Consider the following 23030-nt stretch of genomic DNA (forward strand, 5'->3'; position numbering starts at 1 on the left):
AGCTATATATTAAAAATTAGTAAGTGAAACTTTTATTAACACACATTTAACTTTGCCCCACACTCCGGCTATTTTTCAGGCATCCTTGGCCTCATTTCAGAAATATTCAAAATATTTCAACTTTTTTATGTGCGTGGCAAGTGAAAATTGTATCAGATACTTATATAAACCAATTATATAAAGTATTGCCTCATGACGGAAAATGAATATTTGGCGCTCTGCGAGAAATATCTGAATGGCCATTGTACACCCGGGGAAGAAGCTCGTTTACAACAGTACCAGAATGAGTTTGGCATGGCAGAAGAGCAGTGGAGCGATAGTGATATGGGCGACCAGGAGCATATGAAGCGCTTACTTTACAGCAGGCTACAGCAAAGTATGAAAGTGCGGCCTAAGCCTGATGTTCGTAAACTTACCTGGAAATATGCCGCTGCTGCATCTGTACTCATATTTCTATGTGTAGGAATATATATCAGCAACAGATCATCCGGTAGCCGTAACCCTTCTGAAAAAAAATCAACAGTTTTCAAAAATGATATAAGACCTGGGTCAAATAAAGCGGTACTCACGCTTGCCGACGGTAGCCATATCGTACTTGATAATGCCAAAAAAGGGGTGTTGACCAGACAAGGCGGTACTGCGGTGACCAAATCGGCCAATGGTCTTATCGTTTATAATTTCAATAAAACAGTTACCCAGCCGCAGGCGGCTAACCACTTAAATACCATTACCATTCCGCGTGGAGGTAAATACCAGATCGTGCTGCCCGATGGCACTAACGTTTGGCTCAATTCATCATCAACGCTAACATTTCCGACATCTTTTGCGGGAGCAGAACGGGATGTACAACTAACCGGTGAAGCTTATTTTGAAGTTGCCAAGAAGAAGCGTATGCCATTTAAAGTAATGCTCAACAATAACACCGAAGTAAAGGTTTTAGGCACCCATTTTAACATTATGGCTTATGATGATGAACCTGAGGTAAGAACAACGCTGTTGGAAGGCTCTGTTAAATTAACCAATAAACAGGGCAATGTATTACTCGCTCCCGGGCAGCAGGGTGTTATTGAAAGAAAAGACAATGCAGCCTTCAGGGTCCGTGATGTTAATACAGCGCAGGACATAGCCTGGAAAAACGGAAGCTTCATGTTTGTTAATGATGATATCCGGAGCATTATGAAACGAGTATCCAGGTGGTATAATGTAGATATCGAATATACCAGCAATATTACCGACCGCACCTTTACCGGCACCATTTCACAGTTTGAAAATATAACAGAGGTACTCAAGTTGTTGCAACTTACCGGTGCTGTTCATTTTAAAATAGAAGAAAGGAGGATTCTCGTCATGCAATAAAAATTACTACATCTTCAACCCAATAATGGTATAACATAAAAAAACCAGAAGCGTTCCGAGGCGCTCCTGGATAATGTCGGGTTATCCATTTACATCTGATGAGAGAATCAATTTATAAACCCAAACTATTCAAAGATATGAATTTTCGACTTCTAATTAAATTTAGGAAGGTCTCCTGTATTCCTGCTATAAGGTTCCTAATCATGGTAAAAACGATCTTATTCTTAGTGTTTGTTTCTTTTCAGGCAACAGCTTCCATGTATGGTCAAACAGTAAGCCTCAATGTGAAAAATGAATCATTACACAAAGTACTCCTCCGGATACAAAAGCAAAGCGGATACAATGTACTGTTTAATGACCAAATGTTAAAAAACACTGTTCCGGTAAACGTATCGCTATCAGGCGTACCCATTGAATATGCATTGAAAGAATGCTTTAAAGGCCAGCCGGTGACTTATGTGATAGAAGCCCGCACCGTAGTGGTGCAAACAAAGCCAGCATCAGTGATCGCCTCTGAAAGAAACGACATTACAATAACTGGTATAGTTACGGACGAAAAAGGAGTCACGCTACCTGGTGTGAGTGTAAAACTTAAAGGAACCACAAGTGGTGTGGTTACGGACGGCGCCGGGAAATTTTCTATACGCGGGCCGGGAAATGGTACGCTTGTATTTTCCTTTATAGGTTTTATAAGCCAGGAAATCGCCATCAATAACAGAATCGCTTTTACAATAAAACTGGTTGAAGAAAATAAAGCCCTTAATGAGGTGGTGGTAATTGGATATGGGACGGCCAAACGGAAAGACCTCACCGGTGCAGTTTCTTCGATTGATAACAAAACTATCAAAGATTTAGCGGTTACACGCGTTGATCAGGCCCTATCCGGCAAAATAGCGGGGGTACAGGTTAAAACGACATCTGGTGAGCCGGGTGCGGCACCGCAGGTGAGAATACGCGGTATCAGCAGTATCTCCGCCGGATCAGGTCCTTTATATGTGGTAGATGGCTTTCCCATAGACAATATTCAAACCCTCAACCCAAATGATATCGAAAGTCTCGACATTTTAAAAGATGCATCGGCCACTGCTATTTATGGTTCGCGCGGTTCAAATGGTGTTATCATTATTAACACCAAACGGGGGAAATCAGGTAAAGCAACCATTGCCCTTGATTCCTATTATGGTTATCAGAGTGTATTGAGGGTTCCGCAGCTTAAAAATTCCATAGAGGAGGCAAACTATTATTACGATGGTATCAAAAATCAAAATATTGATGCCGGTAATGATATTTCCGGCCCGCCCAACGCCTGGAAAGTAGTTGTCCCGCAGGATATTCTGGATGTGTTAAGCGGTAAAAACAAGATTGACGAAAATGCGCTTGACGCGATTTTACGGACCGCCCCGCAAAAGCAATATCAGCTTGCTGCTTCCGGTGGCACCGAAGGTGTAAGGTATTACCTAAGCGGTGAGTTTCTTGATCAGGATGGCCTGGTTAAAAATAGCTGGTTTAAAAGATATAATGTAAGGGCTAACATTGATGCCAACCTATCAAAAAAGCTTACGGTGAAAGTAAATTTAAATCCCTCCTATGCAGAAAAAAGCTCACTTCCGGTAACAGGTACAGGTCCTAATGCTACTGATGTTTCGGGCAGTATAGTAAGCGCCGTAGCGGTTAACCCGTTTTATCCCTTGTTAGATGCTAATGGCAATTACACTATTTTCCGTGGTCTGGCCGCCAATGGTGATTTTCAGAACCCCTTAGCCGTAGTAAATGAAACCATTGCCAACACCAAAACATTTGGCTTTGTAGGTAACGTGAATGCCAGCTATAAAATCATTGATGGCCTTAACCTCAATATATTATTAGGCGGTAATATATCTACTATTAAAGACATGACCTTTAAACCGCAGTTGCCCGTTTTTTTTAACAACCCGGCATACGGTACAGACGCGCAAAACCTTGATGTAAATTGGCTTTCGGAATATACACTGAATTACACCAAAACTATGGGGAAGCATAATATATCGGCTGTGGGTGGTTTTACAGCTCAAAAGGATGTGTTTTCTACCAACAGTATGAACAGCAATAAGTTTCCTAACAACCTTGTGCCCACACTTAGCGCAACCAGCGGCCAGATCACCTACGGAACTTCAACAAAGTCTGAATGGTCGTTGCTGTCATACCTGGCCAGAATTAATTATAATTATGCGGGCAAATACTACCTAACAGCATCTATCCGTACTGATGGCTCGTCCCGTTTTGGATCCGAGAAAAAATATGGTCTGTTTCCATCGGCAGCGCTGGCATGGCGTATATCGCAGGAAGATTTTTTAAAGGATGTAAGCTTTTTAAGCGATCTGAAGATCCGTACCAGTTATGGTAAAACAGGCAATAACAACATTGGCAATTATCAGCAATACGCGCTCATTAATTATCAGTCCTATCCGTTTGCGAATGCTGCCGTTGGCGGTTATTCACCCGGGCAATTAGCCAATCCTGCGCTTACCTGGGAAACCCAGCAGTCATTCAATACAGGTGTTGACATCAGCTTGTTTGACCGGAGAATAAATCTATCAGCCGATTACTTTCACTCTGTTAACAGTAATTTGCTGCTGAACGTAAATGTGCCTGCGGTAACCGGGTTCAGTACCGCGCTGCAAAATATTGGGGAAGTTAAAAACAAAGGATGGGAATTTGTTTTAAGTACCGATAACTTCAGGGGCAAATTCACATGGTCAACAGATTTTAATATCTCTACCTATAAAAATAAAGTAACCAAACTCGGTCCGCAGGGTGATCCTATCTATTCCGGCACCAACGTCACCATGATCGGGCAGCCTATAGGTATGTTTTATGGCTATGTAACCGATGGCATATTTAAAAACCAGGCCGATATTGATAAAGGCCCGATTTACAATCCGGGTGCGGCTGACCATTCAAGGCCCGGTGATATTCGCTTTAAAGATATCAGTGGGCCAAACGGAACTCCCGATGGTGTGATCAACAGTTTTGATAAAACGATCATGGGTTCACCATACCCCAATTTCTACTACGGCATGACCAATAGATTTAGTTATGCGCGTATAAGTTTAAGCGTAAATGTGCAGGGTGTACACGGCAATCAGATCTACGATCTTTCAAGAGGATCGGGAAACAGTACCCGCGGCCGTTACAGGGGTTACACCTTCACCAATAACTATTGGAAATCTGCTGATGATCCGGGAGATGGTAAAACACCAAGACCTAATAACTCACCAACCGGTGGAGTACGCGAAAACAGCCAGGCATTTTTAGATGCTGGATCTTATTTGCGTGTAAACAATATTACTGTGGGTTATCAGCTACCGGATCAGTTTGTGCAAAAAATAGGTATCAGTGCGCTCCGGTTTTACTTTACGGCTACCAATCCTTTTATCGTAACAAAAAACACCGCGTTTAATCCCGACGTAAGTACCAGTGCCGATGCGCTTACGCCAGGTTTGGAGGCTAATGATTATCCCATAGCCAAAAGCTTTGTTTTAGGACTAAACTTATCATTTTAACAGTAATCATTATGAAAAAGATAATCAGCATACTTGCCCTAAGCATTGTGTTTATGGCATCATGTAAAAAGAGTTTTATTGAATTAACACCGCCATCATCGGTTAGCGTTGACGCCGTTTATAAAACCGACAAAGATTTTCAGGATGCTACCACAGGTGTTTACAGTACCTATGAAGACCAGTATCAGAACTTTTGGATGTTTGGCGATGTACGTGGCGACGACTCCTGGCAGCAGGTAATAAAAAACTCACCCTGGTATTTTGTTGATGTTTTTACCACCAACAGCTCAGATGGGCTTATGAGCAGCACCTGGCTTAATTACTACAAGATCATTTACGGTTCGAATACCATCCTTTCTAAAATTGCAGCAACAGACTCTGCTGTGGTAACCAATAAACAGCGTTATATGGCAGAGGCACACTTTCTGCGTGCGCTTGCCTATTTTGACCTGGTTAGAATATTTGGCGATGTGCCTATGATCACCAAACCGGTAACCATTGAAGAATCATATAAAATTGGCCGCGAAAAGGTAGATGACATTTATAATAAGGTAATTATTCCTGATCTGATTGCTGCTGAAGCGGCGTTGCCCCAAAAATATACAGGGCCTGACATCGGACGGGCTACCAAAGGGGCGGCCAGCGCATTATTAGGCAAAGTATATTTATACCGAAAGGATTTTGCAAACGCTGAGAAAAAGTTTCAGGAGGTAACCACTATGGGCTACGCCTTACTACCCAATTATAATGACCTGTTTGACTATACCAAGGATGAGCATCACAGCGAATATATATTTGACATTGAGTATGAGCAAGGCATTGGCCGCGGCAGTATTTTTACCAACCAGTTTATGCCAAACTCGGGGCCAATGGCTACATTTTTTGGTGTTAACGGCACGCTGCAGGAAACCAATTCGCCCACGCAAAAATTAATGGATGCTTTTGACCCGAACGACAAGCGGAAAGATATTACGGTAGGTGTAGCAGGAGGTTTTTACAACGGCAACCACGATTTTATTACCCTGCCGCCACAAACTTCACAAACTTATACTAAAAAGTACCTTACGCCTGTGCAAACGGGTAACGACAGCCGTGCCAACTGGAAGGTAATAAGATATGGCGATGTGCTCCTGATGTATGCCGAGGCGCTGAATGAAAATGGCAAGACCGCCGAAGCGCTTCAATACCTTAACCAGATACGGACAAGGGCGGGACTGGCTGGCTATAGTAGCCTGTCTCCAGCTGATACTCGTGAAAAAATTTACCTCGAACGCCGTTTTGAACTTTCGTTTGAAGGTCAGCGTTGGTTTGATCTTGTACGGACAGGCCGTGCCTACGATACCATGAAGGCGACCGATATGCAACCGTATATGACTGTTTTTCCTATTCCGCTTACACAAATACAGCTCATGAATAACCCATCCATATTTCCTCAAAATGCGGGTTATGGACAGTAAGCATTTCATGACTTTATCAATTAATAAATTATCCATCGACCTTTAAATTATCAACTTATATGTCAGATCATTCAGCATTTACAGATACAGGCGACAGCAGACGGTCGTTCCTGAAAAAAAGCATGCTTGCCAGCGCATTGCTGGCTACAGCCGATTTGGTATCCTTTGCATCACCTAAAAACGATGCTCAACCGGAAGCAGCTGCAGAAAAGCTACCATGGTACAAGGAACTCACCCGCTGGGGGCAGGTAAACATATCAGAAAAAGACCCCGCGCATTATGATATTGCCTGGTGGCGTAAATACTGGAAACGTACCAGCATACAGGGTATTGTAGTAAATGCAGGAGGCATAGTTGCCTATTATCCCAGCAAGGTTCCGCTCCATCACCCGGCAGAATACCTTAAGGGCGGAGACCTTTTCGGCGACTTATGCCGCGCGGCGCATGAAGATGGCATTGCCGTATTTGCCCGCATGGACTCCAACCGTGCATACGAGGAGGTTTACAAAGCCCATCCCGACTGGTTTTGTGTAGATATTGACGGTAAACCTATTAAAGCAGGCGAACTTTATATTACCTGCGTAAACGGGCCTTATTATAACCAACATATACCCGCCATTCTGCGCGAAATATACACGCTATATAAACCCGAAGGCTTTACCGATAACAGCTGGAGCGGTTTGGGCCGCGAAACCATTTGCTATTGCGACAACTGCAAAAAGAGTTTCCGTGACAAAACCAGGAACGATATTCCCAAATCCAAAAACTGGGAAGATAAAGTTTACAAACAATGGATCCGCTGGAATTACGACCGCAGACTGGAAATATGGGACCTGAACAACCGGACTACCAAAGAGGTAGGCGGACCGGATTGCACGTGGTCTGGAATGAACAGTGGTTCCATCAGCGGACAAAGCAGGAGTTTTAGGGATTTTAAAGAAATCTGTAAACGCGCGGATATCATTATGTTGGATGATCAGTCGCGGTCAAATGCCGCCGGCTTTCAGCATAATGGCATTAATGGCAAACTGATACACGGCCTTTTGGGCTGGGATAAACTGGTGCCCGAAAGCATGGCCATGTACCAGGCAGGCAGGCCATGGTACCGGCTGGCCTGTAAACCACCCGAAGAAGCACGCATGTGGTCAATAAATGGTATGGCCGGCGGTATACAACCCTGGTGGCACATCCTGGCCGCCTCTCATGACGACCGGCGGATGTACAGTACCTTTGTTCCGCTTTTCAACTGGCACAAAGCCAATCAGCAATACCTTATTAACCGTAAGCCTGTTGCCCGGGTTGGCGTGGTATGGTCACAGGAAAATGCAGATTATTATGGTAAGGATAATTCCGATGCGCTTGTAGAGTTGCCTATCATGGGCATGACACAGGCGTTGTTAAAAGGCCGGATTCCCTACCTGATGGTTCATGCTGATCATATTGAACGCGATGCCGCCCAGTTTGATGTACTGGTGCTGCCAAATCTCGCCGTAATGTCTGACAAACAGGTTGCTGCTGTAAAGGCCTTTGTTGAACGAGGAGGTAGTTTAATTGCAAGCGGCGAAACCAGCTTGTATAATGAATGGGGCGAGAAACGCGATGATTATGCGCTTGGCGACCTATTTTGCGCACATATCAAATCGGGGGAATCAATTAAGCCTCCGAAAGAAAGATTTTCGGGTGATGCCTATCATACTTACCTCCGTTTGCTGCCTGAAATGCGCAAAGGTGTAGACGGTCCATCCTCGGGCACAGAGCCGGCCTTGAGCGGAAAACGCCATGAAATATTTAAGGGCTATGACGAAACTGATATTATCCCTTTTGGCGGTTTGTTAAGTCCGCTGAAATTGGATCAAGGTGCAGAAGCAGTGCTTACATTTATTCCGCAGTTCCCCGTTTACCCACCTGAAACAGCATGGATGCGCGTACCTAAAACAGATATTCCGGGATTGATCATTAATACCGGTAAAAAAGGTAACCGCGTTGCTTTCATCCCTGCTGATATTGACAAACAATATGGCAGAGACAATTTGCCGGATCATGGCAATTTACTGGCAAACATTGTGAGGTGGGCCGCGAAAGGCGAAGTTGGACTTAACGTTACCGGGGCGGGTATGGTAGATTGCCATTTGTATAAACAGGCTGGGCGTATGATTTTGCATATCGTTAACCTGTCAAACGCTGCCACATGGCGCCAGCCGGTTGATGAGTTAACGGGAATAGGTCCTTTAAAGGTACAGGTAAAATTAGCCGACGGCGTTAAAGGAAAAACGGTTCGTTCTATTGTAACCAACCAGCCTGTTATTGCCCGGGCAGAAAACGGATATTGCTATTTTGAGATAAAAACAGTGCTTAATCATGAGGTCATTGTGTTAGGCTAAGTGCCTGTTTTTTTCAGATCCGTATGATGGGTCAATTACCTCATCATACGGTTTGCCATCTTTTACTAAATTATAATATGAAACAAAAAATAAAACTATTAGTAGCCGTACTTTTTCTATTATTTGCTGCACCTGTGTTTGCCCGGCAACAACCCGATCCGGCAAAATGGTCTGATAAACAGGTTGCTGTCTGGTTTGCTAAAAGCAACTGGTATAAACAAACAGGACTAAAGCCTGACATTTCCATTAATAAAAGGGAATTTGCCATTAGGTATTATAAAAACAAATCTTTGTGGGATAAGGCATTCGCATTTCTGCTCGATGCTGATCTGACAGCTTTAAAACCGGGTGTATATGAACTCCAGGGAAAAGATCTTTTTGTAAAGGTTACCGATTATCAAACCAAAAGTGCGGAGTCCATTCCCTTTGAATCGCACAGTAAGTATTCAGATATCCATACGGTGGTTTCAGGAATGGAATATATTGGTGAATCTGTTCCATCAGTTGCTACCATAAAAACGCCTTATAATGAAGAAAAAGATATTGCTTATTACACTGTAAGAAAAAGCCGCAACCTATTGGGCGTACCCGGCAAATTCTTCCTGTTATTTCCTGATAACTTACACAGGCAGGGGGTACAGGTAAATAAAAGTGAAAACCTAAAAAAGATCGTAATTAAAGTAAAAAACTAACAGTAATTGTTATACAATCAGCTTTTCTTCCATGGATGTTTCCCTTGTACGTATTTTAATCTGCCTTATAGCCGGAATCGCGGTTATCGTATTGCTTACCGCCAAATTTAGAGTTCATGCGTTTTTTGCCCTGATTATAGCCTGCTTCCTGGTTGGCTTAGGTGTTGGAATGAGGCTTAATGATGTGCTCACAACAATTAAAGATGGCTTTGGTAATATATTGAAATCATTGGGCCTGCTCATCGTACTGGGTACTACCCTGGGGGCCATACTGGAGCATACAGGCAGTACAAAGGTAATGGCCAATACCATTTTGAAGATCGTTGGAGAGAAGTATGCGGCGCTGGCCATGAGCTTAACTGGATTTATTGTAGGGCTGCCCATTTTTTGCGATTCCGGGTACATTGTTTTAAGCGGATTGAACAAATCGCTGGCAAAAAGCACTGGTATTTCTTTGGCTATAATGAGCACCTCACTGGCTACTGGTTTGTATGCGGTTCATTGCATGATTCCGCCGCATCCCGGCGCTGCCGCAGCAGCAGGTATCATTAGTGTTGATTTCGGTAGGCTGATGCTTACGGGTATCATGATTGCTATTCCTGCAATGATCTCCGGATACTTGTGGTCAAAGTACGCAGGAAAAAAAATTCCGGCACAGCTTATCGATGCCGCGGAACTGATTAAGGGAAATCAGCGGCTCCCTTCCGTTATCAAAGCATTTATGCCTGTGGTGGTTCCTATCTTTTTGATTGCATTAAAGTCCTTTTTTATAGTTGAGCCGGGCACTGCAAGTAACCGGATAAACATGTACCTAATGTTGGGCGATCCCGAAATTGCACTGGCTATCGGTGTCTTGTTTGCTTTTAATACCATGCCATCATTTAAAAAAGATGTTCTTGGTCCGCTGTTGCAGGAAGGTGCCGAAAAAGCCGGAGGTATCTTAGTGATCATAGGTGCAGGGGGCGCTTTCGGGGCCATTCTGGCGGCAACCAAGCTCGGCACACATTTAAGCGAAGCATTACCTTTGGCAAGTCTCGGGATATTATTCCCTTTTTTATTGACCAGTATAGTCAAAACTGCCCAGGGATCTTCCACTGTGGCTATCATTACCGCGGCTTCTATTATATTACCACTATTGCATGCGCTTGGCCTGGATACAGATACAGGACGCTTACTCTGTGTTTTATCAATGGGCGCGGGATCAATGATGATCTCCCATGCCAATGATGCTTACTTTTGGGTGATCGCCAAATTTTCAGGTCTCGAAATGAAAACCATGCTAAAAGTATATTCCCTCGCTACTGTATGCATGGGTTTAACCGCTTTAGCTATGGTTTATATTGTTTCATTTATAATTTAATTTTATGCATATCCTTATAGCTCCCAATGCCTTTAAAAACAGTTTAACTGCTTATGATGCCGCGCAGGCCATTCAAAAGGGAATAAAACTGAGCATACTACGATGCACTACGACATGTTTTCCGATAGCCGATGGTGGCGATGGGACTGCCGGGTTGATTATTCAGCAATTAAAAGGTACCATCGTGCCGGTAGCAGTACATGATCCTTTAGGTAAGCTTATTTCTACTTCATTCGGGCTAATTGAAAACGGGCGTACTGCCGTTATTGAAATGGCTGACGCCTCTGGTTTAAGACTATTAAATGCAAATGAACTGAATCCACTCTCAGCCAACTCCTTCGGTACAGGCGAACTGATCAAAGCGGCACTTGATACAGGGGTTAACAAGATTATCATAGCTATGGGAGGTTCAGCCACAGTTGATGGGGGTACCGGCATATTAAAAGCACTAGGCATTGGTTTCCTGGACACCCATGACGCTGAACTTGTCGGCATACCTGCAAGCCTTCCTGATCTTGCACGAGTAGATATTTCGGGCTTAGATAAGCGCTTATTAGCTTGTGAAATTGTTGTACTTTGCGATGTAGACAATATGCTATTGGGAAGCCGGGGTGCCGCGGTTGTGTTTGGTCCGCAGAAAGGCGCCGATGCATCGACTGTCGGAAAACTGGAACAAGGGCTTTCCAAGTTTGCCGAGATAACATTTAAGGAAACTGGAAAAGACATAGCCTCAATAAAATACGGAGGCACAGCCGGAGGAGCATCTGCCGGGCTATATGCTTATTTAAATGCCAAACTTGTAAACGGAATTGATTATTTTATGGAATTAACTGGTTTTAATGATGCTTTAAACAGAAGCACATTGGTGATAACTGGAGAAGGGAGCATAGACGAACAAACTTTACAAGGGAAAGGACCATTCGGGGTAGCTAACAGTGCCAAATTAAAAGGCATACCGGTGATTGGTTTAGCAGGCAAAATACCGCTCGAACCTCACGAACAGCTCAACCGGTATTTCGATGTGCTGCTGGCCATAGGCAACGAACCTTCAGATATGCCAACGGCTCTTAGCCGTACCGAACAAAACCTAATACGGGTGTCAAAAGAGATTGCTGAGATGTTGGGGATGGGATAAGCAGGTTGTTGTGACTGTATTCTTCTAATTCGTTTCATCAGCAAATTATGCCGGTGGTTATTGCCAATGATCCCAAAGTTCAAATAAGTATAGCGCTAAAATTATCTCCCACCGAATATCAAAAGGGCGACATATCAAAATTGATAAACGGTATATCCAGGGAATGGAAAAAAATTTATCCTGAAGAGCCCTTTGATTATTCATTCCTGGAATCAACCCCTAATAAATACTTTCTAAAATCTCCAACTTTAAGGTAAATGGTTCGAATTTAGTGAGATTGGGGCTAGTCTGATAGCCCGAGTAGGACTTGAACCGTGTAACAAGACATCTTAATATCAAGTTCCACAACAAAAGAAAAGTAACATCGTGGATTTAACACAAAAAGATTAGCTGAACAATATTATAGGGCGTCTGGCAATTAAGTAGTACCTAGATAGTACCCATCTTCATTGGTTTTTGAATCATTCTCTTGAATTTGATTTAAGATCTTAAAATCGCATTTCTGGATTTAGCCTAAGGCATGCATTTTTAGATAATTCGAACATAACTCTCACATTATCAATAATAATTTTGGTATTATGTACATCGTGTGGAGCCTTAAAAATCAATGATTTAACCCCGCTCTGGCGAGTGAGGCTTTTTTATTTGCATAAAATTTGCATAGAAATTTACTAACGTTACATTTCTATAAAAGCAGGTCAATGAAATTTCGGCCGTATTTATCACTTTTTTTACAAAGAATAACCTAATTTATTTTTTTCATTGTTGTGTTTTTGGCCGGCTTATCCGTCCTTCCCCAATATTTTTTTGCGGTTTTTTTCATTTTCTTGTTATCCGACTCGGATGATCTCGGACGTCCCAACCTGACCGGCTGAATATTTTTGTCTCTGTACAAAAGGGAAAACATTATGGAGATATTAACTTTTGACCAACTGCCAAAGGCTGTCAGTGAACTTTTGGAAAAGGTATCAATGATTGAACACTTGCTCAAGGATGACCATTCAAGCGATATTAATGATAACAGACTTTTTTCCATCAAACAAGCTGCAATTTTTTTGAACTTGTCGACTTCCACGATTTATGGTAAAGTCTGCCATAGGGAAATTCCGGTCAGCAAACAAGGTAAAAAGCTATATTTTAATAAAGCAGAGCTCCTTGAATGGTTTAGTCAAGGGGCGAAAGCATAAGATAGCAGAGATGTCAAATTCTATTGAAATAATTCGTCGTAGACGTTCGTGATTGCCACCGTGTTTTAATATCCAATTAATCCCATGATAAACAACTACTGGTTTTTCATATCAGTTGATAACGGCGTAGATGCTGCCCAAAAAGGTGATATATCTACTTCCGTTAAATTATATGACGATGGTACCGCAATTAGCCAGTTTCCAGGAGCAGGTATTACGCAGTTTAATTTGGCCGGTACACCTCTGAAACTTAGCCAGCCTATTTCAGTGGTGCCAAACCCAATGCGTTTACTACGCTTCCAGACATTACCGGTATGATCAAAGTAACCCTCAAGTAACAATTGTTTCATTCCATCGGCCGGAAAATACCCGGGCTGATGGAATGAATCATTTTTAGTAAATAAACCTTTATTTAAAATGATTCCATTATTAAAAGCTATAAAATAATGGACTGATAATTCGAATTTTCCAAACTGGCGAACGATTACTTCATGTTTCTCTATAGCTGTTTTTTTGAAGGAGTCATAGTTAATATAGTATTTAAAGTGTGACAAATGTCCTTGTACTGGAATCTTGATTTCTTTTCTTTTGTATATACTAAATAGGATAGAAGAATTCTAAAACTAAAAGTTGAATATGACATTAAATGAAAACGATCTTATTACGGTAATTGACGAACTACGCCTTAAAGGTTACACAGATAACTTTATCATAAAAGACAATCTGATTTTCTCGAATAGCTTGAACCAAGGGTTTAAAGTAGAAGATGTAATTATTGAAGGGGCATATCAATTTGACGTCACTGAAGACGCCTTCGATACACAATATCTATTTGCTGTTTTTGTGCCACAATATGGACTAAGGGGAATGATTGTTGATCTTTTAGGAATGTACTTCTATATGGAAGATCAACCAATCACCGAGATACTGAGAAATGCATCCCTGGTTAGCTACATTTTTGACGATCAAGACCCTTATGTTAAATATGGACTAAAAAAAATTATGCCATCTGATTTTAACGCGGACAGCAATAGATACGTGTTACGGATAGGATTTCCTGATTATCCTGCATGTCCTGTAGGAACTGATTTTACGATGCTGGGATTTGATGAACAAACAAAACAGTATGTATGGCTTTCAACAAGCATTCTAAAAGATAGTCGGCTTAAAAAATTCGAGTTTAATAAATTGTGATCCTTGCCAAGGATCACAATTTACAATTGATTTTTGTGACAAATATCAATTCTTAAGAGATGTCCGTGCCCTCATGTAATTGAAATTAAAGGCTTGAAGATTGTCTTAAAACAAGAAGAATCCGACGAAGACTTGAAAACATAGACAGAAAAAAATTAAACAAATAGATTTTTATGAGCAACTTTTTAATGCCGAACGAACAAGAAGTTTCGGATAAAAACAAAAAAATATTTGAAGAATTCAAAAGGATGTTTGGTAAGGTACCTAATATTTTCCTGGCCTTTACCAGTAGTGAAAATGGTCTTGAAAGTTATTTTAATTACTTCACGCAAAAAAACTCATTAAGCTATCGTGAACGGGAAGTAATAAACCTCGTAGTGAGCCAGGTTAATGAATGTCCATATTGTCTTAGCCTCCACAGCGTAATCGCCGAACGCCTCGGTTTTACAAAAGAACAGATATTAGATATACGCGCAAATAACATCCTATTTGATAACAAATTGAAAGCCATCGCTGCATTGGCGCAAAGGCTTGTTGTCGCAAAAGGAAATATTGCGGGACCTTACCTTTTAGACTTTTATCAGCAAGGATATGACCAGGGACATTTGGTTGATGTGGTACTTGCAGTTGGTAACATCTCTACGCTTAACTTATTGTACGCGATTTCAAATGTTCCTATCGACTTTCCACATGTAACGGTGAAACTTTAAAATAAACCTTAATGTCCTGAGGGGGGAAGGTAGCGCCATCGCAGTAAAGGAAATGATGAAAGGATTATAACGATAAGCTATGTACTGATTAACACCACAAATAAAAAGATATGTCTGCAATTTCACTAAGTAGTTCTAAGGGAAGATGGGTGATGGTGAGCACGATTATGGCTTCGTCTATGGCATTTATAGACTCGACAGCACTTAATGTTGCATTACCTGCTCTGCAGAGTGGATTTCATGCGACAAGCAGTGAATTATTCTGGATTTTGAATGCATACCTCCTCATGCTCACTTCTTTGATCCTGATAGGTGGATCATTAGGTGATAAAATTGGACGTAAGCGCATCTTTATGTTAGGAATATTGATTTTTAGTATCGGATCTGCTACATGTGGATTGTCGCGGGATGTACTATCGCTGATTATGTTTCGCGTAATACAAGGTATTGGTGGTTCCTTGATGATCCCCGGAAGCCTTGCACTGATTTCTTCTTCGATAAATGAAAGCGAGCGGGGAAAGGCTATCGGGACATGGTCGGCCGCAACGGCTGTCGTTACTATCGGAGGGCCGTTACTCGGCGGCGCGCTTGCCGACGCCGGACTTTGGAGATATATATTCTTTATTAACGTACCCATAGGTGTATTTGCTTTGATTTTTCTGGCGACAAAAGTAGGTGAAGTCAAGTCAGATGTAACAGATAAATCGATTGATTTTATTGGCGCCATTACGGTTGCTGCCGGGTTAGCCGCACTAACATTTGGATTCCTGAATATGCCCGCTAAAGGGATTTATAACTACCAGGTATATATGGCGTTGATAATGGGTGTTATCCTTCTCATCGGTTTTGTTCGGATTGAACAACGGGCCAAACATCCAATGATGCCAATATCCATATTCAAAAATAGAACCTTCAGTGGAGTCAATTTGCTGACACTATTTCTCTATGCAGGTCTTGGTGGTGGATTGTTGTTTCTCTCGTTAAATCTCGTTCAGGTGCAAGGATATTCACAATTTGAATCCGGACTTACCATACTTCCTTTTCTTATCCTTATGATATCGTTCTCACGGTTCATCGGTAAATTATCCGACAAATATGGAGCGAGGACGTTTTTGATATTCGGTCCGATCATCGCCGGTAGTGGCCTTATAATGCTTTCATCAATCCGGCAAACCCATGGATCAGGTCAGTACTTGAATACTTTTTTTCCAGGGATATTCATATTTGGGCTTGGTATGGTCATTACCGTTGTCCCGCTTACAAAAACCATAATGAGTTCGGTTGGTGATCAATTATCAGGGACCGCATCAGGCATCAATAATGCAACGGCACAAATGTCTAATGTTTTTGCTTATGCCATTTTTGGAGCTTTGGCCGTTTTCTACTTCTCTTCAGGAATTGAAAGCCGCCTAGCAAATTCAAATTTATCTAATGACGCTCGGAAGCTCATAGTTTCTGAGGCTATAAATCTTGGAAACGCCCAGGTCCCGGCAACATTACAGGAGCCCGACCGTACTCAAGTTGCGACATTTTATAAGGAAAGCTTCATAGACTCCTATAAAAATGTAATGCAGATATCAGGATTGCTTTGTATTACCGGAGCATTTATGACGATTATCTTTATTAAAAAAAATTCTGTTAAGGATGGCGCAGAAAACTCTAAATCCATACTTAATAAAAACTATGATGCGATTCAGTAATTTAATTTCCTGGCAAACTATCGCAAATATAGAAACATGAATTTTTCAACTTGTAAAAAATATCGATGAACACACTTTACTTAATCGGTTTTTAATAACTGTTAGATCCAAGTTGATATAGTATAGTATTCTGTCAATTTTATAGATCTGATTTTCAGGGTTATATAATGATCGTTTGTGGTAGTCATAGAAAATGGCCCGAGCCCGGCGGGCATTAGTTACATGAAGTTAGCTTTGTTTGAAGCTACGAATAAATTAAAGATGCGGTTGAACGCCAATTTAACACCTACTTCGGGATTAATAAAAATAAACTAACGTTATTTGACATCGAAAAATCAAAATCGATAAACGTGAAAAAGAAACTTTTGATAACGGGAGGAGGTGGTACGCCGGTGGATACTGCCTTTCAACCTTATTATGAAAAACTGTTCACGTCGGTTTCGGAATGTGTGGGCCGTGTCAAGAATAGGAAAAAAGATATTGATTTTACATTACAGTCACCGGTACAGGCAAGAGATTTTAGAATTATAAAATAGGTTGGGGGTATCAAGCCTGTTGAAGGGCAGGTATATTCAGTTTTCATTTTTTGATCATTGTTCCTCAGGGTGGATCGCCCCACAAGTACTTTTTTTGTAATTATAACGCTTTACCTTAGTAACAGGGTGAGGCCTTTAAGTTGGACTTTAAGGTCAAATTAACGTACAACTGAGCCCTTTTTTATTTGATTTCATCTAAATGGCCTATGTTTGTAATCGGAATTAACTTTAAACCATAATTATGGAAACGATAGAGGATTACAATGTGGACTGGAACGAAGTGATCAAGCAGGCATTTTTTGATTCCTGGTCAAATAACTCGCCGGTAGACGTTACAAATTACGCTTATAAGATAAGTAGTCATTTTAACCTTGATTTGATCACGAAGAAGCTTCAGATCACTATCATGAATTCCAATGACAAGGCGGGTGAGATTAAATACCATACCAACAGGTTACAAATACTGGTGGATGCTTTTGTTTTAGCACTCCTTTCCGTTTCCGACGATGGCAAAATGTTAACCGCACATAATATCGAATTAGCTAAAAATACTTTACAGGATAAAGAGAAGTGCAGCTATGAATAATAGCGGTAATGAAATGTTTGTTACTTTAAAGCTTCCCCGGCTAAAACAATAAAGTAACAAACTAATGATTATTGGTCAACTGGCGTGAAAACGTATATATAATACGATACTATCCATCAATAACTAATATGCACTTACAAGGATTTGCTGACGGTTTTTTCCGCCTTTTTTCCAAAATAGGTAAAAATGTAAAATGAAGCCCCCATCGCCGTAATGTCCTTAAAAAGAAAGGAGCCAAGATCCGAAAGTCGTGGAAATCCATTTATAAGATGTACGGAACCTGGTGTTGACAATACAAAGGTGCTGGTAACGAAGAAGATTACCACGGCCATTAACGCACCGATCATGCCAAGCTTCGGCTGAAAGTTGCCGATAATGATTAATAATGCAGCTATAATTTCGGTAGTCCCGATAAAACCTGCTCCTAAACGAACGCCGAATAAACTGTAATCCCAACTGACTAGCGGGCTGTTGGTTACCAAAATAGCAACGCCATTAGCTTCAACAGCCTCAAATTTAAAAGAACCGATCCATAGCAGTATAACACTGATGCCAAAACTGCATAAGATGAATGGAAGATTTAAGTCAGCAATTGCTTTTGATAAACGAATAAGTTTCATAGGTTAAAGTTGAATGGTTAAAAAACAGGAACAATTAGCGGGCATCGGTCCCGGGGTGAATTGATGCGCCTAAGTTCCTAGTAAAATGAACCTATGTAAATAGATAAAAAGGACTATTGTTGGTATAATACGACCACTATGTGCCGCATTAGCACCGTTATTCAATTCCCCCAAAAAGATTATTAATTGATTCCGCATAAAGCGGATGGGCGAAAATCCAATATTTTAGTTGTAGGTAAGTAATGTTTGCTGCCATCGCCATGTGGAGGATTGTCATTAACTCTCCGCCGTCGGTACATAAAGCAGCCACCCCGAGGATCAATTTGGTATCTGTATCCACGATCACTTTTATAAATCCCCGTGTGTCTCCTTTTTCAACAGCCCTTGCAATATAGTTCGCAGGCAAACTTACAACACGAAAGTTTAATCCTCTGTTTCTAGCCTGTAACTCTGTAAGCCCGACCCGTCCCAATGGCGGATCTGTAAAAATGCAATAAGGAACCAGCCTGTCCTTCGCTGACAGTCCCCCATTTTCAAAAAGATTACGATATACTATGGTAAAATCATGATAAGACGTATGAGTAAATGCCGGGCCGCCATTAATATCACCCAAAGCATATACTCCCGGCACAGATGTTTCTAACCGTTCATCAACCTCAATGTAACCCAGATCATTCAATTTTATCTTTTTGTTTTCCAGTCCAAGTGCTTCCGTATTTGGAATGCGGCCTGTAGCGAAAAGTACATGCGAGCACTTAATGTATTGTGATTCTCCTTTTATAGAAACAGTTGCTTCCACATATTGGTCCGACAGCTTCCTGAAATGAGTAGGCTGAGAGAACGGTACTAAGTTAATTCCCTCCAATTTGAAAATTTCTTCCAGGCCCCCGGCGATATCCGGATCTTCCTGGGATGTAAATTGTCCGCCGCGGTACGATATCGTAACCGCGCTTCCAAAACGACGAAACATCTGACCAAACTCGAGGGCTATGTAGCCGCCGCCAATGATCAGTAGATGCTCGGGAACGTACTGCAATTCCAAGATCGAATGGGATGTTAAAACCTGAATATCCTCTATACCGGGAATATTGGGAACGAATGGCCTGCAACCAGCATTAATGAAAATCTTATCAGCTACCAAGACCAACTCTCCATCAGCTTGTTTGACTGAAATTGTTTTATTGTCCAAAAAGGATGCTTCTCCGTATATCAGCTCAAGATTCGGGGTATTCTTTAATCTCCGTTCTCCCCCTTCACGAAAAGAATGCACAATCTCATCTTTACGGGCTTTGATCTTAGCCATATTCACCTTGAATAAAGGAATATCAATACCAAGATTTGGCGCTCTCGACGCAGCGTAAGCAGCATCCGAGGATGCGACCCAACTCTTCGTAGGCGTGCAGCCGTCATTGATACATGTTCCTCCTACAAACCGCCTTTCAATGATGGCGGTTTTCAAGCCCTGTGCGGCCAGCTTTTGGGCAAGAGGTCCGCCAGCTTGTCCGGCACCTATAATTAAAGCTTCAAAGTTTTTAACCATAAGAGAACATTTATATCCGAAATTGATCGATAACAAAGACATGGCTAACCTGTTAAGGTTAACAACCGTTCTTTCCGGCGATCAATACTAAATAAAAAAGATAGTTAAACAAATGGATAAAAAAGCTAATTGCTTGGATTTATTTGCTACTTGAAGCAAAATGAGTTGACTCCTGGCTTTTATAATATACGACAAATGTCCTTGGATGCATTTTCATATCTCGGTATCTTAGACCTGTTTCTGTACACTGCTTTACGCTTTCTGAAACGCTTTATAATTTATCAAACCAAGTAATGGAGAAGAATAGGACGGATTACGATGCTGTGATAGTAGGGGCCGGTCCAAATGGCCTATCCGCTGCTATTTTGCTGCGACAGTATGGGTTATCTGTTCTATTGCTGGAAGCAAAAGATAAGATCGGCGGTGGTCTCGCCACAGAGTCCCTTACATTACCCGGTTTTTTGCATGATGTAGCTTCCGCCGTTCATCCGATGGCCGCTGCATCGCCATATTTGCAAACTCTTCCTTTGAATGAATATGGCCTGGAATTTATTAACCCTGACATTCATATCGCTCATCCTTTTGAGAACGGTTCCGCAGCATTTGTAAATTCTTCTCTAACCGAAACTGCACACCAATTTGGCATCGATGAAGACATTTACCTTGATCTTGTCGGGTCAGTTGTTGAAAAATGGCCGAAAATCGGTAATGGTTTGTTGGGGCCACTACGAATGACATCTCATTTGTTTGATTTAGCACGGTTCGGCCGTAATGCCCTACTTCCGGTGTCACTGTTAGCCAGACGTTTTCATAGTTCAAAGGCACGCGGTTTATTAGCCGGTGTGGCCACTCATAATTTTCAGCCACTTGAAAATTTGGCGACGTCTGCTATTCCGTTGGTGATGTTGGCAAATGCCCACCTCAAGGGTTGGCCAGTGGTTAAGGGAGGCTCTGCAAAGCTCGCGGAAGCCCTGGGTAATTATTTTTTGAGCATTGGCGGACAGATCGAAATCGGGTTCACCTTATCGGACTTGGCCTTATTACCTCCGGCCAAAGCTGTTTTGTTCGATTTAACCCCTGCACAAATTCTATCTCTAAAAAACAACCGGTTCTCCGGATTTTATCGCTGGCAGTTAAGAAGATATCGATACGGACCTGCAGTATATAAAATAGACTGGGCGCTCGAAAATCCGATTCCTTTTACTGCTCCTGAATGCAGACGTGCGGGTACAGTTCATTTAGGTAACACATTTGAGGAGATAGCAGCTGGTGAAAAATGTATTGCTGCTGGTAAGGAAAACGATAATCCTTTTGTACTGCTTTCCCAACCTTCTCTTTTCGATATAAGCAGGTCACCAGCCGGCAAACATACAGCTTATGCGTATTGTCACGTTCCGAACGGTTCTGTCCAAAACATGGCAGCTCGAATAGAAAATCAGGTAGAGCGGTTTGCACCTGGTTTCAAAAAGTCGATCATCGGAACACATACTATGAATACCGCTGATCTGGAAAACTTCAATCCCAATCTTGTAGGCGGAGATATTAACTCCGGTCGCATTTCAATCGATCAACTGTTTACAAGGCCAGCTTTTCGTTTTCCGCCGTATAACACTTCTGTCAAAGGGTGGTATGTCTGTTCCGCTGCAACGCCCCCTGGCGGCGGTGTCCACGGTATGTGCGGATACCATGCAGCCCGAACGGCGTTACGGGAAGTGTTCGGCGTGAAAATTTCGGGCCATTAATAATCTATTTTTTATTGATCATCATGCAATACGGCTGAATCGCTAATCTCGCGCTAATAGTTTTTTTGAAATATCGCGAATGATCGCCGGTCAGTTTGTTTTTGTGACATATGTCCTTGAAGCCATTGATCATTCCCGCTTAACTTTAAATAAAAACATGGAAAAGAACAAATTATTACAAATCGGCAGTTTTGGCCAGAGTATATGGCTGGATTTCATAGACCGCGATATTTTAAGATCAGGTAAACTTGCCTCCTTAATCGAACAGGATGGCGTAAAAGGCATCACTTCAAACCCTGCAATTTTTGAGAAAGCAATAAGTAGCAGCGATGATTATGCAGATGACATTGCTGAATTGCTGAAGTATTCACACGACAGCGAAAAGATTTTTTATCAGCTGGCTGTGAAAGATATTCAAACTGCGGCAGATTTGTTCAGAGGTGTTTATTGTGAAAAAGACCGGCGGGGCTATGATGGCTACGTTAGTCTTGAAGTTTCGCCTTTTTTAGCGAACGATACCGAAAAAACTATCAGACAGGCGGTTGAGCTTTGGCAGGCGGTAGATCGGGAAAACCTGATGATCAAGATTCCCGGAACCCAACAGGGAGTTCCCGCTGTCAGACGGTGTATCGCTTCAGGCATTAACATAAATATTACCCTGCTCTTCAGTTTAGACCGTTACAGTGAAATTATTGAAGCCTATATTTCAGGACTTGAAGAAAGATTGTCCGAAGGAAAAGATATCAGTAAAGTAGCATCAGTCGCCAGCTTTTTTCTTAGCCGCATAGATGTGGTAGTGGATCCTCTTTTAAAAGATACGGAAAAGGCTACCTTAAAGGGTAAAGTAGCGGTCGCAAGCGCAAAAATCGCCTACCAAAAATATAAAGCGGCATTTAACTCCGATCGCTGGAATAAATTGGCCGATAAAGGGGCGATGCCACAGCGGCTTTTGTGGGCCAGTACCGGAACTAAGAATCCGGAATTTAAAGATACAAAGTACATCGAAGAATTAATAGGCCCTGAAACCGTTACGACAGTCCCTGTTGAAACTCTCGCCGCTTTCAAAGATCACGGTAACGCCTCAAATACGTTAGAAACAGACATCGCCTTGTCACAGGAAACACTAGACTCTCTAAGCAAAGTGAATATAACCCTTTCCCAGATTACACAACAGTTAGAGGACGAAGGTATCCATAAATTTAATATTCCTTTCGGGAATATCCTGCGGCTTATCGACAAAGCAAAAGGAAATTTGATCACGACTGCGAAAGATTTTACAAAAAGCTGAACAA

18 protein-coding genes are annotated in these 23030 nt (G+C 41.8%); 16 read left to right on the plus strand and 2 right to left on the minus strand.

Translation table 11 applies throughout. The features are described 5' to 3' along the window. Positions 1-192: 192 nt before the first annotated feature. The 14 genes from SNE25_RS15405 to SNE25_RS15470 all read left to right on the plus strand — a co-directional run bounded on the left by SNE25_RS15405 (position 193) and on the right by SNE25_RS15470 (position 17836). A complete protein-coding gene (locus SNE25_RS15405) occupies positions 193-1356 on the plus strand; it encodes a FecR family protein (protein ID WP_321565993.1) in 1164 nt (387 codons plus the stop codon). Positions 1357-1559: 203 nt separating this feature from the next. Then, positions 1560-4898 carry a TonB-dependent receptor gene (locus SNE25_RS15410; protein ID WP_321565994.1) on the plus strand — a complete coding sequence of 1113 codons (3339 nt, stop codon included), beginning with the start codon at positions 1560-1562 and terminating at the stop codon, positions 4896-4898. Between the two features lie 11 nt (positions 4899-4909). Further along, the gene (locus tag SNE25_RS15415; RefSeq protein WP_321565995.1) at positions 4910-6355 is read left to right on the plus strand and encodes a RagB/SusD family nutrient uptake outer membrane protein; all 1446 of its coding nucleotides are present in this window, start codon (positions 4910-4912) and stop codon (positions 6353-6355) included. 59 nt (positions 6356-6414) lie between these two features. After that, the gene (locus tag SNE25_RS15420) at positions 6415-8736 is read left to right on the plus strand and encodes an alpha-amylase family protein (protein ID WP_321565996.1); all 2322 of its coding nucleotides are present in this window, start codon (positions 6415-6417) and stop codon (positions 8734-8736) included. A gap of 77 nt (positions 8737-8813) precedes the next feature. Then, complete coding sequence (locus SNE25_RS15425) at positions 8814-9428, plus strand: YhcH/YjgK/YiaL family protein (protein WP_321565997.1); 615 nt, start codon at positions 8814-8816, stop codon at positions 9426-9428. A 31-nt stretch (positions 9429-9459) separates the two neighbouring features. Further along, positions 9460-10788: a GntP family permease gene (locus SNE25_RS15430; RefSeq protein ID WP_321565998.1), complete on the plus strand. Its 1329-nt coding sequence runs from the start codon at positions 9460-9462 to the stop codon at positions 10786-10788. 4 nt (positions 10789-10792) lie between these two features. Beyond that, complete coding sequence (locus SNE25_RS15435) at positions 10793-11923, plus strand: glycerate kinase (RefSeq protein ID WP_321565999.1); 1131 nt, start codon at positions 10793-10795, stop codon at positions 11921-11923. 908 nt (positions 11924-12831) lie between these two features. Beyond that, complete coding sequence (locus tag SNE25_RS15440; RefSeq protein WP_321566000.1) at positions 12832-13110, plus strand: helix-turn-helix domain-containing protein; 279 nt, start codon at positions 12832-12834, stop codon at positions 13108-13110. Between the two features lie 84 nt (positions 13111-13194). Continuing rightward, entirely contained in the window at positions 13195-13428 is a 234-nt protein-coding gene (locus tag SNE25_RS15445; RefSeq protein WP_321566001.1) for a hypothetical protein, read from the plus strand. A 318-nt stretch (positions 13429-13746) separates the two neighbouring features. After that, complete coding sequence (locus SNE25_RS15450) at positions 13747-14304, plus strand: hypothetical protein (RefSeq protein ID WP_321566002.1); 558 nt, start codon at positions 13747-13749, stop codon at positions 14302-14304. A gap of 173 nt (positions 14305-14477) precedes the next feature. Next, positions 14478-15014, plus strand: a complete 537-nt coding sequence (locus tag SNE25_RS15455; protein WP_321566003.1) for a carboxymuconolactone decarboxylase family protein — start codon at positions 14478-14480, stop codon at positions 15012-15014. Positions 15015-15124: 110 nt separating this feature from the next. Beyond that, positions 15125-16714, plus strand: a complete 1590-nt coding sequence (locus SNE25_RS15460) for an MFS transporter (protein ID WP_321566004.1) — start codon at positions 15125-15127, stop codon at positions 16712-16714. 350 nt (positions 16715-17064) lie between these two features. Further along, complete coding sequence (locus tag SNE25_RS15465) at positions 17065-17250, plus strand: hypothetical protein (protein ID WP_321566005.1); 186 nt, start codon at positions 17065-17067, stop codon at positions 17248-17250. 241 nt (positions 17251-17491) lie between these two features. Beyond that, complete coding sequence (locus SNE25_RS15470; RefSeq protein WP_321566006.1) at positions 17492-17836, plus strand: hypothetical protein; 345 nt, start codon at positions 17492-17494, stop codon at positions 17834-17836. Positions 17837-17970: 134 nt separating this feature from the next. On the opposite strand, the gene SNE25_RS15475 is transcribed toward SNE25_RS15470, so the two are convergent. After that, positions 17971-18456, minus strand: coding sequence for a DUF417 family protein (locus SNE25_RS15475; RefSeq protein ID WP_321566007.1), 486 nt, complete (start codon positions 18454-18456; stop codon positions 17971-17973). A 157-nt stretch (positions 18457-18613) separates the two neighbouring features. Further along, positions 18614-19996 carry a mercuric reductase gene (locus tag SNE25_RS15480; protein ID WP_321566008.1) on the minus strand — a complete coding sequence of 461 codons (1383 nt, stop codon included), beginning with the start codon at positions 19994-19996 and terminating at the stop codon, positions 18614-18616. 293 nt (positions 19997-20289) lie between these two features. On the opposite strand from SNE25_RS15480, the gene SNE25_RS15485 reads away from it, so the two are divergent. After that, a complete protein-coding gene (locus SNE25_RS15485) occupies positions 20290-21738 on the plus strand; it encodes a phytoene desaturase family protein (RefSeq protein WP_321566009.1) in 1449 nt (482 codons plus the stop codon). A gap of 157 nt (positions 21739-21895) precedes the next feature. Then, the gene (tal, locus tag SNE25_RS15490) at positions 21896-23026 is read left to right on the plus strand and encodes a transaldolase (RefSeq protein ID WP_321566010.1); all 1131 of its coding nucleotides are present in this window, start codon (positions 21896-21898) and stop codon (positions 23024-23026) included. Positions 23027-23030: the final 4 nt, after the last annotated feature.

Source organism: Mucilaginibacter sabulilitoris (assembly GCF_034262375.1).
Classification (GTDB): Bacteria; Bacteroidota; Bacteroidia; order Sphingobacteriales; family Sphingobacteriaceae; genus Mucilaginibacter; species Mucilaginibacter sabulilitoris.

Bases quoted from the DNA above. Each gene is read 5' to 3' on its own strand.
- SNE25_RS15405 (WP_321565993.1), top strand. From the start codon at position 193: ATGACGGAAAATGAATATTTGGCGCTCTGCGAGAAATATCTGAATGGC.
- SNE25_RS15410 (WP_321565994.1), top strand. From the start codon at position 1,560: ATGGTAAAAACGATCTTATTCTTAGTGTTTGTTTCTTTTCAGGCAACA.
- SNE25_RS15415 (WP_321565995.1), top strand. From the start codon at position 4,910: ATGAAAAAGATAATCAGCATACTTGCCCTAAGCATTGTGTTTATGGCA.
- SNE25_RS15420 (WP_321565996.1), top strand. From the start codon at position 6,415: ATGTCAGATCATTCAGCATTTACAGATACAGGCGACAGCAGACGGTCG.
- SNE25_RS15425 (WP_321565997.1), top strand. From the start codon at position 8,814: ATGAAACAAAAAATAAAACTATTAGTAGCCGTACTTTTTCTATTATTT.
- SNE25_RS15430 (WP_321565998.1), top strand. From the start codon at position 9,460: ATGGATGTTTCCCTTGTACGTATTTTAATCTGCCTTATAGCCGGAATC.
- SNE25_RS15435 (WP_321565999.1), top strand. From the start codon at position 10,793: ATGCATATCCTTATAGCTCCCAATGCCTTTAAAAACAGTTTAACTGCT.
- SNE25_RS15440 (WP_321566000.1), top strand. From the start codon at position 12,832: ATGGAGATATTAACTTTTGACCAACTGCCAAAGGCTGTCAGTGAACTT.
- SNE25_RS15445 (WP_321566001.1), top strand. From the start codon at position 13,195: ATGATAAACAACTACTGGTTTTTCATATCAGTTGATAACGGCGTAGAT.
- SNE25_RS15450 (WP_321566002.1), top strand. From the start codon at position 13,747: ATGACATTAAATGAAAACGATCTTATTACGGTAATTGACGAACTACGC.
- SNE25_RS15455 (WP_321566003.1), top strand. From the start codon at position 14,478: ATGAGCAACTTTTTAATGCCGAACGAACAAGAAGTTTCGGATAAAAAC.
- SNE25_RS15460 (WP_321566004.1), top strand. From the start codon at position 15,125: ATGTCTGCAATTTCACTAAGTAGTTCTAAGGGAAGATGGGTGATGGTG.
- SNE25_RS15470 (WP_321566006.1), top strand. From the start codon at position 17,492: ATGGAAACGATAGAGGATTACAATGTGGACTGGAACGAAGTGATCAAG.
- SNE25_RS15475 (WP_321566007.1), bottom strand. From the start codon at position 18,456: ATGAAACTTATTCGTTTATCAAAAGCAATTGCTGACTTAAATCTTCCA.
- SNE25_RS15480 (WP_321566008.1), bottom strand. From the start codon at position 19,996: ATGGTTAAAAACTTTGAAGCTTTAATTATAGGTGCCGGACAAGCTGGC.
- SNE25_RS15485 (WP_321566009.1), top strand. From the start codon at position 20,290: ATGGAGAAGAATAGGACGGATTACGATGCTGTGATAGTAGGGGCCGGT.
- tal (WP_321566010.1), top strand. From the start codon at position 21,896: ATGGAAAAGAACAAATTATTACAAATCGGCAGTTTTGGCCAGAGTATA.